The sequence below is a fragment of the Streptosporangium sp. NPDC048047 genome, from assembly GCF_040653115.1.
Lineage (GTDB): Bacteria > Actinomycetota > Actinomycetes > Streptosporangiales > Streptosporangiaceae > Streptosporangium.
Genome location: NZ_JBEZNH010000011.1, coordinates 1 through 15836 on the forward strand (window position 1 = coordinate 1; position 15836 = coordinate 15836).

General features: G+C 74.2%; 13 protein-coding genes. 8 read left to right on the forward strand and 5 right to left on the reverse strand.

Annotated elements, in window-relative coordinates:
• Positions 1 to 229 precede the first annotated feature (229 nt).
• A complete protein-coding gene (gene aceA / locus AB0D67_RS12245; protein ID WP_362932854.1) occupies positions 230 to 1519 on the reverse strand; it encodes an isocitrate lyase in 1290 nt (429 codons plus the stop codon).
• A gap of 273 nt (positions 1520 to 1792) precedes the next feature.
• On the opposite strand from aceA, the gene AB0D67_RS12250 reads away from it, so the two are divergent.
• Positions 1793 to 3229: a helix-turn-helix domain-containing protein gene (locus tag AB0D67_RS12250; RefSeq protein ID WP_362933326.1), complete on the forward strand. Its 1437-nt coding sequence runs from the start codon at positions 1793 to 1795 to the stop codon at positions 3227 to 3229.
• 78 nt (positions 3230 to 3307) lie between these two features.
• On the opposite strand, the gene AB0D67_RS12255 is transcribed toward AB0D67_RS12250, so the two are convergent.
• Entirely contained in the window at positions 3308 to 5746 is a 2439-nt protein-coding gene (locus AB0D67_RS12255) for a hypothetical protein (RefSeq protein ID WP_362932857.1), read from the reverse strand.
• Between the two features lie 150 nt (positions 5747 to 5896).
• Between AB0D67_RS12255 and AB0D67_RS12260 the strand changes: the two genes are divergently transcribed.
• Positions 5897 to 6916: a glucosyl-3-phosphoglycerate synthase gene (locus AB0D67_RS12260; RefSeq protein WP_362932860.1), complete on the forward strand. Its 1020-nt coding sequence runs from the start codon at positions 5897 to 5899 to the stop codon at positions 6914 to 6916.
• Positions 6917 to 7112: 196 nt separating this feature from the next.
• Here the strand turns inward: AB0D67_RS12260 and AB0D67_RS12265 are convergent, their stop codons facing one another.
• Positions 7113 to 7865, reverse strand: coding sequence for a DUF305 domain-containing protein (locus AB0D67_RS12265; protein WP_362932863.1), 753 nt, complete (start codon positions 7863 to 7865; stop codon positions 7113 to 7115).
• A gap of 220 nt (positions 7866 to 8085) precedes the next feature.
• Here AB0D67_RS12265 and AB0D67_RS12270 point away from each other — a divergent pair, with 220 nt between their 5' ends.
• Together AB0D67_RS12270 and AB0D67_RS12275 are read left to right on the forward strand one after the other, a co-directional pair.
• A complete protein-coding gene (locus AB0D67_RS12270; protein ID WP_362932866.1) occupies positions 8086 to 8574 on the forward strand; it encodes a hypothetical protein in 489 nt (162 codons plus the stop codon).
• An 86-nt stretch (positions 8575 to 8660) separates the two neighbouring features.
• Entirely contained in the window at positions 8661 to 9323 is a 663-nt protein-coding gene (locus AB0D67_RS12275) for a DUF305 domain-containing protein (RefSeq protein WP_362932869.1), read from the forward strand.
• A 184-nt stretch (positions 9324 to 9507) separates the two neighbouring features.
• Here AB0D67_RS12275 and AB0D67_RS12280 read toward each other — a convergent pair whose 3' ends face one another.
• Positions 9508 to 10155, reverse strand: a complete 648-nt coding sequence (locus AB0D67_RS12280; protein ID WP_362932872.1) for a TetR family transcriptional regulator — start codon at positions 10153 to 10155, stop codon at positions 9508 to 9510.
• A gap of 84 nt (positions 10156 to 10239) precedes the next feature.
• Between AB0D67_RS12280 and AB0D67_RS12285 the strand changes: the two genes are divergently transcribed.
• From AB0D67_RS12285 to AB0D67_RS12295, 3 genes are all read left to right on the forward strand, one after another.
• Positions 10240 to 11457: an MFS transporter gene (locus AB0D67_RS12285; RefSeq protein ID WP_362932875.1), complete on the forward strand. Its 1218-nt coding sequence runs from the start codon at positions 10240 to 10242 to the stop codon at positions 11455 to 11457.
• Between the two features lie 153 nt (positions 11458 to 11610).
• Entirely contained in the window at positions 11611 to 12825 is a 1215-nt protein-coding gene (locus AB0D67_RS12290) for an acyl-CoA dehydrogenase family protein (RefSeq protein ID WP_362932878.1), read from the forward strand.
• Positions 12826 to 13026: 201 nt separating this feature from the next.
• Positions 13027 to 14280 carry a cysteine desulfurase family protein gene (locus AB0D67_RS12295; RefSeq protein WP_362932881.1) on the forward strand — a complete coding sequence of 418 codons (1254 nt, stop codon included), beginning with the start codon at positions 13027 to 13029 and terminating at the stop codon, positions 14278 to 14280.
• 219 nt (positions 14281 to 14499) lie between these two features.
• Here AB0D67_RS12295 and AB0D67_RS12300 read toward each other — a convergent pair whose 3' ends face one another.
• On the reverse strand, positions 14500 to 15318 hold the full coding sequence (locus AB0D67_RS12300; RefSeq protein ID WP_362933329.1) for an NAD(P)H-binding protein: 819 nt from the start codon (positions 15316 to 15318) through the stop codon (positions 14500 to 14502).
• Positions 15319 to 15405: 87 nt separating this feature from the next.
• On the opposite strand from AB0D67_RS12300, the gene AB0D67_RS12305 reads away from it, so the two are divergent.
• Positions 15406 to 15825, forward strand: a complete 420-nt coding sequence (locus AB0D67_RS12305) for a helix-turn-helix domain-containing protein (protein WP_362932884.1) — start codon at positions 15406 to 15408, stop codon at positions 15823 to 15825.
• Positions 15826 to 15836 lie beyond the last annotated feature (11 nt).

The following is a 15836-nucleotide window of genomic DNA, read 5'->3' on the forward strand; positions in this document are numbered from 1 at the left end:
CTTCGCGGCTCTGTGTTTGGCCGCCTGACCTGTTGATCAATTCGCCAACAGTGTCCCGGGGGGTGAGGAGGCGGGGCGTTCGCCCTGGCCGGCGGTCCGAGCCCGGGGGCGTGGCCGGGGCGGTTCCCGCGCCGGCGCGGTCCGGGCGGCCCCCCGCATGCCCTGAGGGGGATGGGCCCGGACCGCGCCGGCGCTCGCGGTCACCGCCGCCGGCGCGCGTTCCCGCGGGTCAGTGAGCCTCGAACTGCTCCTCCTCGGTGGAGCCCCGCAGGGCCGTGGTGGAGGAGTCCGGCGCGATGGCCGTGCTGACCAGGTCGAAGTATCCGGTGCCGACCTCGCGCTGGTGGCGGGTGGCGGTGTAGCCGCGCCGCTCGGAGGCGAACTCGGCCTCCTGCAGCCGGACGTAGGCGCTCATGCCCTCCTCGGCGTAGCCGTGGGCCAGGTCGTACATCGAGTGGTTGAGCGAGTGGAAGCCCGCCAGCGTGATGAACTGGAACTTGTACCCCATGTGGCCCAGTTCCCGCTGGAACTTGGCGATCGTGGAGTCGTCCAGGTGCTTCTTCCAGTTGAAGGACGGCGAGCAGTTGTAGGCCAGCATCTGGTCGGGGTAGCGGGCCTTGATCGCCTCGGCGAACTCGCGGGCCACGTCCAGGTCCGGAGTGGAGGTCTCCATCCACAGCAGGTCGGCGTAGGGCGCGTAGGCCAGGCCACGGGCGATGCAGGCGTCCACGCCGTTGCGGACCCGGTAGAAGCCCTCGGCGGTGCGCTCGCCGGTGGTGAAGGCCTGGTCGCGAGGGTCGACGTCCGTGGTCAGCAGTGTCGCGGCCTGGGCGTCGGTCCGCGCGATGATCAGGGACGGGACCCCGCAGACGTCGGCCGCCAGGCGGGCCGCGTTGAGGGTCTTGATGTGCTGGCTCGTCGGGATGAGCACCTTGCCGCCGAGGTGGCCGCACTTCTTCTCGGAGGCGAGCTGGTCCTCCCAGTGCACGCCCGCCGCGCCGGCGGCGATCATGCCCTTCATCAGCTCGAAGGCGTTGAGCACGCCGCCGAAGCCGGCTTCGGCGTCGGCCACGATGGGGGCCAGCCAGTGCGGCGCGTTCCCGTCTCCCTCGGACCAGGTGATCTGGTCGGCGCGCAGCAGGGCGTTGTTGATGCGCCGCACGACGGCCGGGACCGAGTTCGCCGGGTAGAGGCTCTGGTCGGGGTAGGTCTGCCCGCCGAGGTTGGCGTCGGCGGCGACCTGCCAGCCGGACAGGTAGATCGCCTTCAGGCCGGCCTTGACCTGCTGGACCGCCTGGTTGCCGGTGAGCGCGCCCAGGGCGTGCACGTAGTCCTCGGAGTGGAGCAGGTTCCACAGCCGTTCGGCGCCGAGCCGGGCCAGGGTGTGCTCCTCCTGGACCGATCCCCGCAGCCGGATCACGTCCTCGGCGGTGTAGGCCCGCTCGGTGTCCTTCCAGCGGGGGTCGTTCTCCCACTCGCGCCGCAGTTCCTCTGCGGCTCCCTTGAGGCGATCGATCATTTTTTCACTCCTTGTCGTCCCCTGGGTGCCTTGATCCGAGTGTGAGTCGGGGCGAAACGGGCGAACAAGGCAGAAGCGATCGAAAGAACGTCATTTTTTCCTACATAGCGAATACTCGCCGGTATTCGAGACAGAAGAACCGCTCGGTTTGCCCTGTGGACTAGACCAATCGCGTGACGCGGGTCACAGCTACCCTCGCCGTATGGAAATATCCGTTGAAATTTCGTCTAGCATCGGAGCATGGGATCGCTGGTGGGTGAAGAACCGCTGACCTTGACGCAGGAGCTGGACCTGATCGCGTTCGGCCAGCGTCTCAAACACCTGCGCAAGCAGCGCGGCCTCACCCTCGCTGACCTCGGCGAGCGTGTCAGCCGTGCCCCCAGCCAGCTGTCCCTCCTGGAGAACGGCAAGCGCGAGCCGAAGCTGTCGCTGCTGAAGTCGCTGGCCGCCGCGCTGAACGTGCCGGTGGAGGAGCTTTTGCGCCGCCAGGCGCCCAGCAGGCGGGCGCAGCTGGAGATGGCACTGGAGGAGGCGCAGCGCGACCCGATCTACGCCGGGCTCGGCCTGGCCAGGCTCAAGGTCTCCGCCCGCGTCCCCAACGACGTGCTGGAACACATCCTCGGCCTGTACGGCGAGCTGCGCTCACGCCAGGCCAAGGGCACCGCCACCCCCGAGGAGGCGCGTGCCGCCAACGCCGAGCTGCGCCGCACGCAGCGCGAGCGGGGCAACTACTTCGAGGAGATCGAGAAGGCGGCGGCCGAGGCGCTGTCGGCCGTCGGCTACCGCGCCGGCGCGCTGTCGCAGAGCACCGTCCAGGCCCTGGTCACGCACTTCGGCTACGCCGTGCAGACGGTCCAGGACCTGCCGCGCTCGGTGCGCTCCATCACCGACCTGCGCAACCGGCGCATCTACGTCAAGCACGAGCAGCTCGGCATGCACAGCCCGCGCACCATCCTGCTGCAGACCCTCGGCCACCTCGCCCTCGGCCACCACAAGCCCCGCGACTTCGCCGACTTCCTGCGTCAGCGCACCGAGGCGAACTACTTCGCCGCTGCCGTGCTGGTGCCCGAGGCCACCGCCGTGCCGTACCTGCGGGAGGCCAAGCAGGACCGGGCGCTGAGCGTGGAGGACCTGCGCGACGTCTACGCCGTCTCCTACGAGATGGCCGCGCACCGCTTCACCAACCTCGCCACCCACCACCTGGACCTGGCGTGCCACTTCGTCCGCAACGACGCCGGCGGCATCATCTACAAGGCCTACGAGAACGACGGCATCGTCTTCCCCGCCGACGAGCAGGGCGCGATCGAGGGGCAGCGGATGTGCCAGCAGTGGTCGGGTCGGCAGGTCTTCCTCTCGCCCGACCGGTTCTCGGTCTTCTACCAGTACTCCGACTCGCCCACCGGGACCTACTTCTGCGTCGCGCACGTCGATCCGAGCCGCGAGCGGGACTTCGCGATCACCCTGGGCGTGCCGTACCGGGAGTCGCGCTGGTTCCGCGGGCGGGAGACCGTCAACCGGACCCGCTCCGGCTGCCCCACCGGCGACTGCTGCCGCCGCCCGCCGGTGGAGCTGGCCCGCCGCTGGGAGGGCTACGCCTGGCCGTCGGCCAGAGGCAACTCCCACGTCCTGGCCGCGCTGCCCCCGGGTTCCTTCCCCGGGGTGGACGAGGCCGACGTCTACACCTTCCTGGAGCGCCACGCCATCGGCTGAGCCGCGCCGCCGCGTCCCCGCCGGGTACGACCCCGGCCTCCGGGCCGGAACGGCCTGTCACACGGGGCCCGGGGCCTGTCACACGGGCGGTCCGCCGGGCGGCAGCGTCAGCGACGGGTGGCCGAAGAACCGGTAGGCGGTCGCGGTGGCCGGCGCCTGGCAGCGCAGGGAGCGCAGCACCTCCGCCGGGGGCTCCCCGGCCAGGCAGCGCCGGTAGAACTCCCGCGCCAGGCCGTCGTCGCCGACCGGCCAGAGCGGAGCGACCACCGCGCTCGCGCCCGCCAGCAGGAACGCCTGGCAGTCGTCCGGCTCCTCCAGGAAGACGAACGGCGCGCCGCCCATGCCCCTGCCCAGCGCCTCGGCCGCCGAGCTTCCGGCGGTGAAGTGCACCACGTCCGTGGGCTGGGACAGCAGGGCCAGCACCTCGCCCAGCACGGGGCTGATCCGGGCGGCGCCGTACACGCCGGTCAGCGGGTGGGGCTCGGCGCCGCCGTAGACCACCGCCATGCTCCGCCCGGCCGCCCGCGCCGGCGGTGGCAGCTCGGGGCGCCGTCCGCCCAGCGGCCAGCGGCCGGTCGCCGTCTGGCAGTTCAGGAACGGCGGGATCGACGGGTCGAACGGGTGCTCCAGCGCGGCCAGTTCCCAGGGGACGTGCGTCTCCTGGGAGACGATCAGCACGCTCGGGCGGCGCGGGGCGACCCGGGCCGCCACCGCGTGCAGCAGTTCCCAGAACCCCCGGGGGATCCGCGCGGCGATCCGGCGTCCCATGTCGTCGAGGCTGCCGGCCTCCTCCGCCAGATGCCGCCCGAACTCCGAGATCCGCGTGCCCAGTTCGCAGACCTCCGCCCGGTCGGGGGTGAGGAAGTGCGGCGAGTGGTAGGTCCACCACAGCCGTCCCGGCTGGTCGCCGTGGACGACGACCGCGGTGACGTCCGGCGGCTCGGCGTCGCCTCCCGTGCGGATCCGGGTCCCGGCGGCCGGCTGCCCCTCGCCCTCCGGGGGGAGCGTGCCGGGGGCGCCGACGACGGCGAGGGCGCGCACCCCGAACCCGGTGACCTGGCCGCGCACCGAGTGGACCGCCTGGATCTGCCGGGCGGTGACCGGCTGCTCCTGCGGGAGCGCCACCAGGCGCACCGCCGTCCTCGGGTACGGCGTCGCCGGATCGACGCGCAGCCGCACCCGCCAGCCGCCGGGCGCCTCGAACCCCTCGGCGACGAGCTGGACGTCCAGGTCGAACGGCTCCCCGGCGTACGGCGCCGCCGGGCCGGCGGGTGCGGAACCCGGACCCGCGCCCGGGTTCGCGGGCGTGGCGCCGGGGACGGTTCCGGGAGCGGCGCCTGGTTCGCCGGGCACCACGCCGACCTCCACCAGGGTCTCCGTCCCGGCGACCACCTCGCCGGTCACCCGGATCAGCGGGAACCCGGCCCACTCCGGGCCGGTCGGGGCGGGTTCGGCGCGCCGCCTGCGGAAGGCGCCGGTCAGCCGGCCGAGCACCGAGGGGCCCCTGCCGCCCTGCGCCGAACCGGCGGGGTGCGGCGGCTCCTCCGGACCGCCCCGCCGTACGGACGTGGTGGCCTGGGCGTCCTCGGTCCGCGCGGAACCCAGCAGGCCGGGCGGGGGCCACGCGGGGCCGGTCCGCGCGGGCGGCGCACCGGCCGGCATGGGAGGTCCGGCATGTCCTGTCTGTCCGGGGGGCGGCCACACCTGTCCCGGCGGTGCGGCGGGCGGTGCCTGCGGAACGACGTTCCCGCCCGGAGGTCCGGCGAACGGCGTCTCCGGCCCGATCCGGCCGTCGGGGAACGGAAGGGACGGCGCCTCCCGGCCGTCCTGGCCGGGGAACGGCCACTCCGGGGAGACCGGTCCGGCGGGGGGCCCGGCCGGCGGCTCCGGCTCCACGTGGCCGATGACCGGCGGGTTCACGTCCACCGGCTCGGCGATCAGCGGCGGGCCGACCGGCGCGGGGAGCGGCGGGTTCGGCCCTCCGGGGCCGGGCGGGCGCGTGCCGGGATCCGGGCTCTGTCCTCCGGGGCCGGGCGGCGTTCCAGGACCCTCGGCGCCGGGGAACGGCATCCCGGGATGGGGGGGAATCGGCGGGTTCAGCGGGCCGGGAAGCGGCGCGCCCGGGTTCGGCGGGCCGTACGGCGGCCCGGCCGGTCCAGGGCCGTCGGCGGGGAACGGCGCTCCGGGTCCTGGGGGGAGCGCGGGGGTGGCGGGGAACGACGCGCCGGGTCCGGCGGGGAGCGCGGGGGCGGCCCCGTGCGGCGCGCCGGGACCGGCGGGCGCGTCACTGTCCGAGCCGCCGTCCGTGCCGTCCGCGGTCATCAGCTCGCTGAACCGTTCCCAGACGGGGCCGTACTGGACGATGAGCATCACGATGGCGTCCGCCAGCGGTCCGGGAGCCTGCCGGCCCTCCTGCGCCAGCAGCGGATCGAGCTGCTCGCGCAGCTCCCCGGAAGACCCGCCCAGCAGCCGGTCAAGCTCGTCACGGACGATGCGTGCCGCCTTCATCACGGCCACCGGGTCCATGGTGCCCCTTTCCCTCCGGTCTGTGCCGATCCTCCCACCTGTAGGGAGCGCGGAAGACAGGAGGTGTTCCCCGATACTCGTCCATGATTATCGACACATATGGTGAGAGCCGTAGGTCGTCGACGGTGAGAAGGGTGGGCTGTGCTGCCTGAGGTGGAGGCATGGCTGCGGCGACGCACCTCATCGTCGGACGACTGGCCGCTGCCGTGGCTGCTGGAGGCCAAGGGCGACGCGACCGTCAGCGTCGTGCTGCCCGCGCGTGACGAGGCCGGGACGGTCGGGGACATCGTCGCCGCGATCCGGCGCGACCTGATGGAGACCGTCCCCCTGGTGGACGAGCTCGTGGTCGTCGACTCCCGTTCGGTGGACGACACCGCCGCGCGCGCCGCCCGGGCCGGAGCCAGGGTGGTGGCGCAGGACGAGGTCCTCCCCGACCTCAAGCCGCTGGACGGCAAGGGGGAGGCGCTGTGGAAATCGCTCGCCGCGACCTCGGGCGACCTGCTGGTCTTCGTCGACGCCGACCTGCGCGAGTTCCGGACCTCGTTCGTGACCGGCCTGCTCGGCCCGCTGCTCGCCGACCCGGACGTGGTCTACGTCAAGGGCTGCTACGACCGGCCGCTGTGGGACGTCCAGGGCGGCGGCGGGCGCGTCACCGAACTCGTCGCCCGCCCGCTGCTCAACCTGCACTGGCCGATGCTCGCCGGATTCGTCCAGCCTCTGGCGGGGGAGTACGCGGGACGGCGCTCGGCGCTGGAGCGCGTCCCGTTCGTCACCGGCTACGGCGTGGAACTGGCCCTGCTGATCGACCTGCTGGAGCTCGCCGGGCTCGACGCCCTCGCCCAGGTCGACCTGGGCCGCCGGGTCCACTCCCACCAGTCCACCGAGGCGCTCGGCGGGATGGCCGCACAGATCCTGCAGACCTGCTGGTCCCGGCTGGAACGCCAGAACAAGATGATCCCCCTGCACGAGCCGTCCCCCCGGCTGGTGCAGTTCCGCCGCGAAGCCGGGAGCACCGAAAAGGACGGAGGGACCGGAGGGACCGGAGGGACCGGAGGGTCCGAGAGGACGGTGGGGCACCGGGCGGTCGTCCGCGACACGGCCGTCGCCGAGCGCCCCCCGATGTCCACCGTCCCCGACCGGCGCTCCCACGCCCCCGGCTGATCTTCCCGGAGGGGTACACGACCGCCGCGCGGCGGGGGCCGCCGGCCGGGATGTTCCCGGGAGGCCGGGGTGGCAGGGGCGAAGGTCAGGACGGCTTCGGACGCCTTGGACTCCGGGACCGGCCTCGGGCCGTGCGTCCGGCCCCGGGGCCCGATCCCGGCCTGCCGCCCCGGATCATGGGGGCGAGATCCGGGAGTCAGCCCGTTCGCGTGGGCGCCGGTTCCGAAGGCGTCTCCGGGCCGGGAGCGGGGGCCGTGCCCGTGGGCGTCGGCATCGGGCCGTGCGGCATGCCCCGCTCGCCGTACCACTCGGTCAGCCACCGGTGCATCCGCCGGATCTCGGCCCACTGGTCGTCCCGCACGGTGCGCGCGAACTCCGCGACCTGCGGGTGCCGGATGTCCCCGTGTGCCAGCAGCCGTTGGGACATCATGACCGCCATCATGTGGTGCCGGATCATCTCCCGCAGGAACGTCCGGTCCAGCGCCTCACCCGACAGCCCTGACAGGTCGCTCATCATCGGCCGCTGCCGGATCTCCGCGGGGCACCCGGGGTACCACTCGGCCAGCCAGCCCCGCATCTTCGCGATCTCGGCGTTCTGTGTGGTGACGATCGACTCGGCCAGGCGGCGCAGTTCCGGCCGGTCGGAGCGCCGTAGCTGCTCCGCCGCGCTGACGGCCTCCCGGTGGTGCGGGATCATCCGCGCCAGGTAGGCGTACTCGTTGTCCGCCGCGTGCATCGGGCCGCCCGGCCCCATACCCGGTCCCATGCTCGAACCCATGTCCGGCCCCATGCCCGGTCCCATGCCGGGGCCGGTGGGCGGGCAGGCGCTCTGCGATCCGGAAGGGGCCGGGGTCGGCTGCCCGGCCGCACCGGTGGCGGTGACGCCCACCGCCACGGCCGCCAGGAGCGCCCCGGCCGCGATCCGCGCCGTTACCGCGTGTCGTGTCATCTCGACCCCCCAACCGCTCGTGCGGTCCCTCCTCCCACGGTAGACACGCCGCGTCCCGGCGGCTCACCGGGCCCACCCTCGTTCCGGGTGCGACTGGAGCCGCCCCGTCGCGAACCCGGTACGGCCGTGCCCGCCGCGGGACCGGTGCCGGACCGACCTATGCTTTCCTGCGGTGACAGGCCCGTGCCGACGGGCGGAGCGCGAGCGTGAGGGAGGGGAGATGGACGGCACGGCCCGCCGGCCCGCCCTTCCTGCGCATCGCTGGCTGCTCCTCGTCGCCCTGGTCCTCGGCGTCGCCGGGATGCACACGCTCGGGCACCTCGACCATGGCGGGCGGCACGACGGCATGCCCGGCATGGTCGAGGCCGCCCCCGCGGTTCAGGCTCTCCCATCCGCCGCGGTCCGCGCCCTCCCGTCCGCCGCCCTCCCGTTCGGCGACCACGGAGACGCGGCGTCACACCCGGCACCGGACCTCCGGCGGTCGCTCTCCGGCCCCGGCGGCCCCCTTCCCTCCTCCGATCCGTCCTCCGTCTGCCTGGCCGTGCTCACCTCGCTCGTGTCGCTGCTCCTCGCCGGAGCGGCGTGGATGTGGACGCGCCGGAGTCTGGAGGCGCGGCCCGCCGGCGTACGGCCGGTGCCGTTCGTCGCCCGGCCGCCCCCGCGAAGGACGGCTCTGCGTCTCGCGTGTCTGTCGGTCCTGCGCATATAGGCCGGCCGCTCCCGCGGGCGGCGGTCGAAGCGCGCCCGCGGACGACCGGTTCGCAGACCCGACGGAAACGAAAAGAGAACGCGAAGATGTCCACACACCACCTCAACCGCCCCGCCCCGCGCAGGTTCGCCCTCGCCGTCGTCGCCGGGGCCGGCGCCCTCGCGCTGCTCACCGCCTGCGGCGGCGGGGACGGCACGACGGCCGCCCGGCCGGATCACGACGGCATGACCGGTATGACCGGCATGCCGAGCGGGGCGCCCACGCCCGCCGCGAGCACCTCGCACACCGCCGCATTCAACGCCGCCGACGTGATGTTCGCCCAGATGATGATCCCGCACCACCGGCAGGCCGTCACGATGGCCGAACTCGCCGCGACCCGGGCCTCGGACCCGGAGGTGAGGGACCTGGCGGCGAAGATCAAGGGAGCGCAGGACCCGGAGATCGCCACCATGACCGGCTGGCTCAAGGCATGGGGTGCGCCCGAGATGCCCGACGGCGGCCACATGGGACACGACATGCCCGGCATGATGAGCGAGGAGGACATGGCCGGTCTCAAGGCGGCCGAGGGCGCCGGGTTCGACCGGATGTTCTCGAAGATGATGATCGCCCACCATGAGGGAGCGGTCGACATGGCCGAGACCGAGCGGGCGCAGGGCGCCGACCCCGGCGCGAAGAAGCTCGCCGCCGACATCGTGATCGCCCAGCGGGCCGAGATCGGGCAGATGCGGAAGATCCTCGACCGGCTCTGAGACGAGCGCCGGCCGCCAGGCACGACCGGGGGCGGCCGGTGACGGGAACGGGCCGGTGACGGGAACGGGCCGGTGGCGGATGCGCTCGGTGCGCGCCCGCCACCGGCCCCTCTCGCCGCCCGCGGGCATGGAGACGGCCCACGGAGCATCCCGGCGGGTCGAGGGGGCCCGTGGCGGGGCCCTTCTACTCGGCGGGGCCGGCCGGGCGGGCGCCGTCCGCGGTCGCCGGTTCCCCGCCCTGGGCCGGGCGGGCGCCGTCCGCCTCACCGGCCAGGGCGGTCCGCGCGAAGGAGACGAGGTGCTCGCGCATCCGCAGCCGCCCCTCCTCGGTCGCCGCCTCGTCACCGAGGATGATCCGGCCGAGCCGCGACATGACCGCCGGCCAGGCGGCCAGGCCGATCAGCGTCATCATGGTGCGCGCCGTCTCCTGGGACGGCTCGCGGCCGAGTCCCACGGCGAGCGACTCGGCCTTCCTCTCGCATTTGGCGACCCGGTGCTCCTGCCCCTCCAGCTCGCCGTCGCGGTAGTGCAGCGACTCCCACATCAGCAGGCGGACCAGCTCCGGGTGGGTGCCGTAGTAGTCGTGGAGTCTGGCGACGTACTCGACCGGGTCGTCGCCGGGCATGGCGACCGCCGCGGTCAGCTCGTCCATCACGGTGATCATGACCTGGTCGAAGAGCTTCTCCTTGCTGCCGAAGTAGCCGTAGATGCGCTCCTTGTTGACTCCGGCGCGCTCGGCGATGCGGTCGACGCGGGCCCCGGCGATGCCGTGGGCGGCGAACTCGGCGCGGGCGGCGGACAGGAGGGCGTCCCTGGTGGCTTCCTTCGGCATGCGCCGAGTGTACGGGACGACCGCCCTTCCGTGGAACCAACCGGTTGGTTGACTTCCAACCGGTTGGTTGGCTACGGTCCTGCCATGACGATCTCCCCGCCGGCCCCGGCCACCCAGGCCGCGGCCCTCCGCTCCGGCGGGTTCGCCCCCCTCGGACGCACCCTCGCCGTCTTCTCCCTCGCCGCCGTGCTGTCCAGCGGCCAGCTGTACGTGGTGATCCCCCTGCTGCACGGCATGGCCGCCGGCTGGGGCGCCGCCCAGGCGAGCCTCACCTGGCTCGTCACCGCGTTCGGCGTGGGCTACGCCGCCGGATTCCTGATCTTCGGCCCGCTCTCCGACCGGTACGGCCGCAGGCGCCTGATCCTCGCCGGCCTGCTGGCCGCCGCGGTCGCCACCGCCCTCGTCACCGTCGCGCCGGGACCCGGCGCGGCGATCGGGCTCCGCGTGCTCCAGGGCGTCGCGGTCTCGGTCTTCCCCCCGGCGGCCATGGCCTACCTGGGCGAACGCGTCACCCCGCACCGCCGTACGCTGTCACTGGCCACCATCACCAGCGCCTTCCTCGCCGCCGCGGTGCTGCTCCAGGTCGCCGCCCAGGCGCTGGCGGGGGCGATCGGCTGGCGCGGGGTGTTCCTGCTGTCGGCCGCGGGGTTCGCGGCCTCCGCCGTCGCCGCCCGCGCCGTCATGCTGCCCGACCCGCCGCGTACGGCCACCGGCTCCCTCGTCTCCGCCTACCGCGCGATCCCGTCCCTGCTGGCCACCCCCGCGCTGCTGCTCCGCTACGCCGGAACCGTCACCATCCTGACCACGTTCGTCGCCGTCTACACCGGCCTGCAGCTCGCCGGCCCCGCCGAGATCACCGGCTCTCCCCAGGCCCTGCTGGCCCTGCGGATCAGCGGCCTGCCGTCCATGCTGGCCGTCCCGCTGCTGACCCCCGTGCTGGCCCGCTTCCCCGCCCCCCGGCGGGCGACGGCACTGCTCGTGGTGGCGGCCCTCGCGCTCGTCGTCGCCGGGGCCGCCGAACCGGGCGTGACCGGCCTCGCCCTGCTCCTCGCCCTCTACGTCTTCGGCGTCGCCGCCGGCACGCCCGCGGTCAACGAGAACATCGGCGCGATCGCCGGCGGCGCCCGCGGCACCGCCCTGTCCCTGTTCACCTTCTCCCTCTTCCTCGGCGGGAGCCTCGGACCGCAGCTCGCCACCGCCTTCGCCGGCGGCGGGTTCGGCCTCCTGATGTACGGCACGGCCGCCCTGCTCCTCCTCGGCGTCCTGGCCTTGGCCGCCGCCGCCCGCACCGGCCGCGCGTGATCCCGCCCGCGGCGCCCGCGCGTCCCGGAACCCGCGCGTCCCGGAACCCGCGGCCGCCGCACCGGCCGTCCGGCGGCCCCGCCGTACGCCCTGGCCTACCGGGCGGCCGGGCGAGCCGTTACGGTGGGCAGCGCGCGAAAGGAGTTGATCACAATGAGCGAGGCCGGCTTCTGCCCGGAGCTGGGTGACGACGTGCGGGAGGTGCGCGACTGGGTGCGGGAGTTCGCCCGCACGGTCGTCCGCCCCGCCGGGGCCGAGTGGGACGAGCGCGAGGAGACGCCCTGGCCCGTCATCCAGGAGGCCGCCCGGATCGGGCTGTACTCGCTCGACTTCTTCGCGCAGCAGTGGTTCGAGCCCAGCGGCCTGGGCCTGATCGCCGCGTTCGAGGAGCTGTTCTGGGGCGACGCCGGCATCGGCCTGTCCATCGCCGGCACCGGCCTGGCCGCGGCGTCCCTGGCCTCCGGCGGCACCCCCGAGCAGGTGGGGGAGTGGCTGCCGCAGATGTTCGGCACCCCCGACGACGTCAAGGTCGGCGCGTTCTGCGCCTCCGAGCCCGACGCAGGCTCCGACGTCGGCGCCATCCGGACCCGCGCCGTCCCCGACGGCGACGACTGGATCCTCAACGGCGTCAAGACCTGGGTCACCAACGGCGGCATCGCGAACGTCCACGTCGTCGTCGCCTCGGTGGACCCGGCGCTGGGCACCCGGGGCCAGGCGTCCTTCATCGTCCCGCCCGGCACGCCGGGCCTGACGATGGGCCAGAAGTTCAGGAAGCACGGCATCCGCGCCTCCCACACCGCCGAGGTCGTCCTGGAGGACGTCCGGGTGCCGGGCTCGTGCCTGGTCGGCGGCCGGGAGAAGCTGGAGGCCCGGCTGGAGCGGGTCCGCGCCGGAGGGCGGGCGGGCGAGCAGGGGGCGATGCGGACCTTCGAGACGACCCGCCCGGTGGTGGCGGCGATGGCCGTGGGCATCGCCCGCGCGGCGTACGAGTACGCCCGCGACTACGCCCGCGAGCGCGAGCAGTTCGGCCGGAAGATCGGCGAGAACCAGGCGATCGCGTTCCGGCTCGCCGACATGGCCACCCGCGTCGACATGGCCCGCCTGATGACCTGGCGCGCGGCCTGGATGGCCCGCAACGAGCGATCCTTCGGCCAGGCCGAGGGGTCGATGTGCAAGCTCGTGGCCGGCGAGGCCGCCGTCTGGGTGACCGAGCAGGCCATCCAGATCCTCGGCGGAGCCGGCTACACCCGCGAGCACCCGGTCGAGCGCTTCCACCGCGACGCCAAGATCTTCACCATCTTCGAGGGCACGTCCGAGATCCAGCGCCTCATCATCGGCCGCGCGGTCACCGGCCTGCCCGTCCGCTGACCTCGGACGGCACCGGGCCGGCCCCGCCGCCTCTCCCGGCGGCCGGCCCTCACCGCCGGATCGGAGCGCCGGCGAACGCCTCGGCCCTGAAGGAACCGGTCCGCCGGACGTCACGGTGCCGTCCGGCTGCTCCCAGGGAGCCGGGGAACGGGCGGGAAGCCGTACGGGAAGCACGCGCCGTTCCTCGTGGCCGGAGAGCCCGTGCGATGCTTTCCGGAGGACGGGCTTCCTGAGCGGCGGCGCGCGGGGCCGCCCGCCGCCCTCCTGACCGAGAGCGGGTGCGACGTGGGTCATCCGGGCCTCGACGAGGACGTCATCTACCTCGACTACAACGCGACCACGCCGGTCGATCCGCGGGTCGCCGAGGCGGCCTGGCCGTACGTCAGCCGGTTCTTCGGCAACCCCTCGACCTCCTACGCCTACGCCGAGCGGCCGCGCCGGGCCCTGGCCGAGGCCCGGCGCGAGGTGGCCGGGCTCATCGGGAGCCGGCCCGAGGAGATCGTCTTCACCGGCGGCGGGTCGGAGTCCGACGTGACGGCGATCCGCGGGCTGGTCCCGCCCGGCGGGCACGTGGTCACCCAGCGGACCGAGCATCCCGCCGTGCTGCGGACCTGTGAGAGCCTCGCGCGGCTGCACGGCGTCCGCGTCACCCTCCTGCCCGTGGACGAGCGCGGCCTGGTCGATCCGGCCGAGCTGGAGGCGGCCGTCACGGCGCGGACGCACCTGGTTTCGATCATGACGGCCAACGGGGAGACGGGCGTCCTGCAGCCCGTCGCGGAGCTGGCCGGGATCGCGCACCGTCACGGGGCGCTGTTCCACACCGACGCGGCCCAGGCGGCGGGGAAGATCCCGCTGGCGGTCGGCGACCTCGGCGTGGACCTGCTCACCGTGGCCGGCCACAAGCTGTACGCGCCCAAGGGGATCGGCGCGCTCTACGTGCGCGAGGGGGTGGACGTCGAGCCGCTGCTCCACGGCGGAGGCCAGGAGGGAGGGCGGCGGGCCGGCACCGAGAACACCGCCTACGCCGTCGCGCTGGGGGCCGCCGCCCGGATCGCCGCCGAGGAGACGACCCGGGAGGCGGCCCGGCTGAGCGCCCTGCGCGACCTGCTGCACCTGCGGCTGCACCAGCGGCTGCCCGGCAGGGTCCTGCTCAACGGGCATCCCGGCCGGCGGCTGCCCGGCACCCTCAACGTCAGCGTCGCCGGGGTCAGGGGGGCCGACCTCCTCGCCGTGACGCCCCAGGTCGCCGCCGCGACCGGCTCCGCCTGCCACACCGGTGACCCCGAGCCCTCCGCCGTCCTGCTGGCGATGGGGCTGGACCGGGACCGGGCGCTGGGCGCGGTGCGTCTCTCACTGGGGCGGTGGACGACCGAGCGGGACGTCGAGACGGCGGCACGCCTCCTGGCGGACGCGGCGTACCGGCCGGGCGGACCGGCCGCCGCCGTGTCCCCATGACCGGCCTTCCTCATGCCCCGCCCGTCGCTGGTGTCGATCCTGTGCGCCGTCACCCTGCGCGGCGACCGGCCCGTCGGCCCCGTCCACCGCTCGCCGTCCGCCGGCTGAGCGCCGGAAGGCGCCGGGCTGCCCGTGGCCGCGACCGGGTCCTCCCGAGACGGCCGCGGGGAGGACCCGGTTCACCGCCCGGCGCGCGGTACGGCGGTCAGACGCGTGCTGTCAGACGTGGGCCTTCGGGCGTGTGGCGGAGGCGACCGCGACGGCTGCGGCCAGCGGGTCGCGGGCCGGGCGGCCGAGAAGGTCCGTGAGGTCGGGAGCGGTGCCGTCCAGGAAGCCGTGCCGGATGCCCGTGGCGATCGAGGCGAGCATGGGCGGCTGGAACGGCAGGAGCCCCGGCGTCTCCAGGAGCCTGCGCCGGTACTCGCCCAGGCCGATGGCGCGGTGCGGGACCCCGAGCCGGTCGGCCACCTGACCCGCCGTGATCGGCGTACCGACAAGGTCGTAGACGCGCCCACCGTGTCGCGCCGCACCCGCCGCGACGACCGCCGCGGCGTCGGCGAGATCCTCCCGCGCGACCGCCGCCAGGGCCCCGTCCCCGAACGGGGACTCCACGCCGTCTTCGGCCCACATCAGCAGGCCGCCGAAGAGTTCGGCGTACAGGCCGTTGCGCAGGATCGTCCACGGCAGTCCGCTCGCCCGCACAAGGCGTTCGGTGGCACGGTGCGCCGCCGCGAAACCGAGATGGTCGCCGGCCGTGGTCAGGCTCGTGTAGACGACATGGCCGACGCCGTCGCGGACGGCGGCGTCCAGGACCGCCGCGTGCCGCTCGACGACCTGGTCGTCCTCGGCGTAACCGGCGGAGACCAGCACCAGGGCCGACACCCCGGCGAGATCGAGACCCGCGTGGTCGTCGAAGTCGAGACGCCGCATACTCTCGCCCGGCGTGCGGCTTCCGCCCGTCGCGGCGATGCCGCGGGCGTGCAGCGCGGCGAGGGTGGCCGAGCCCAGGTTCCCGTTGGCTCCTGTCACCAGGATCATGTCGATCACAGTCTTCCGTCGTGGTTCTCATCAGTAACTAAGCTTGATCCTGGATCGCCCGCCCACCGGCCACAAGAAGGCAGTTCGATGTCACTCACGCACACCGGGGTAACCGCCCCCGCCGGCCTCGACCCCTGCGGACGCGCGGACCACCCCGACTGCGGCATTCGCGATGTCCTCGACCGCATCGGTGATAAATGGTCGGTGCTCGTGATCGTCGAGCTCGCGGGCGGGCCGCGCCGGTTCCGCGAACTGCAGCGCGCCATCGACGGCATCTCCCAGCGCATGCTCACCCTCACCGTGCGCAGGCTCGAACGCGACGGCCTCGTGCTGCGCACCGTGTACCCGACCGTCCCGGCCCAGGTCGACTACCGCCTGACCGGGACCGGAGCCGATCTGACCCACCTGGTCAAGGCACTCGCCGACTGGTCACTCGCCCACCGCGCCGTCATCGCCGAGGCACGGCACGCGTACGACCAGGCTCACCCCGACAATGACATCCGCTGACGGGGCCGCCG

Bases quoted from the DNA above. Each gene is read 5' to 3' on its own strand.
- AB0D67_RS12305 (WP_362932884.1), top strand. From the start codon at position 15,406: ATGTCACTCACGCACACCGGGGTAACCGCCCCCGCCGGCCTCGACCCC.
- AB0D67_RS12265 (WP_362932863.1), bottom strand. From the start codon at position 7,865: ATGACACGACACGCGGTAACGGCGCGGATCGCGGCCGGGGCGCTCCTG.
- AB0D67_RS12275 (WP_362932869.1), top strand. From the start codon at position 8,661: ATGTCCACACACCACCTCAACCGCCCCGCCCCGCGCAGGTTCGCCCTC.
- AB0D67_RS12300 (WP_362933329.1), bottom strand. From the start codon at position 15,318: ATGATCCTGGTGACAGGAGCCAACGGGAACCTGGGCTCGGCCACCCTC.
- AB0D67_RS12270 (WP_362932866.1), top strand. From the start codon at position 8,086: ATGGACGGCACGGCCCGCCGGCCCGCCCTTCCTGCGCATCGCTGGCTG.
- aceA (WP_362932854.1), bottom strand. From the start codon at position 1,519: ATGATCGATCGCCTCAAGGGAGCCGCAGAGGAACTGCGGCGCGAGTGG.
- AB0D67_RS12290 (WP_362932878.1), top strand. From the start codon at position 11,611: ATGAGCGAGGCCGGCTTCTGCCCGGAGCTGGGTGACGACGTGCGGGAG.
- AB0D67_RS12285 (WP_362932875.1), top strand. From the start codon at position 10,240: ATGACGATCTCCCCGCCGGCCCCGGCCACCCAGGCCGCGGCCCTCCGC.
- AB0D67_RS12280 (WP_362932872.1), bottom strand. From the start codon at position 10,155: ATGCCGAAGGAAGCCACCAGGGACGCCCTCCTGTCCGCCGCCCGCGCC.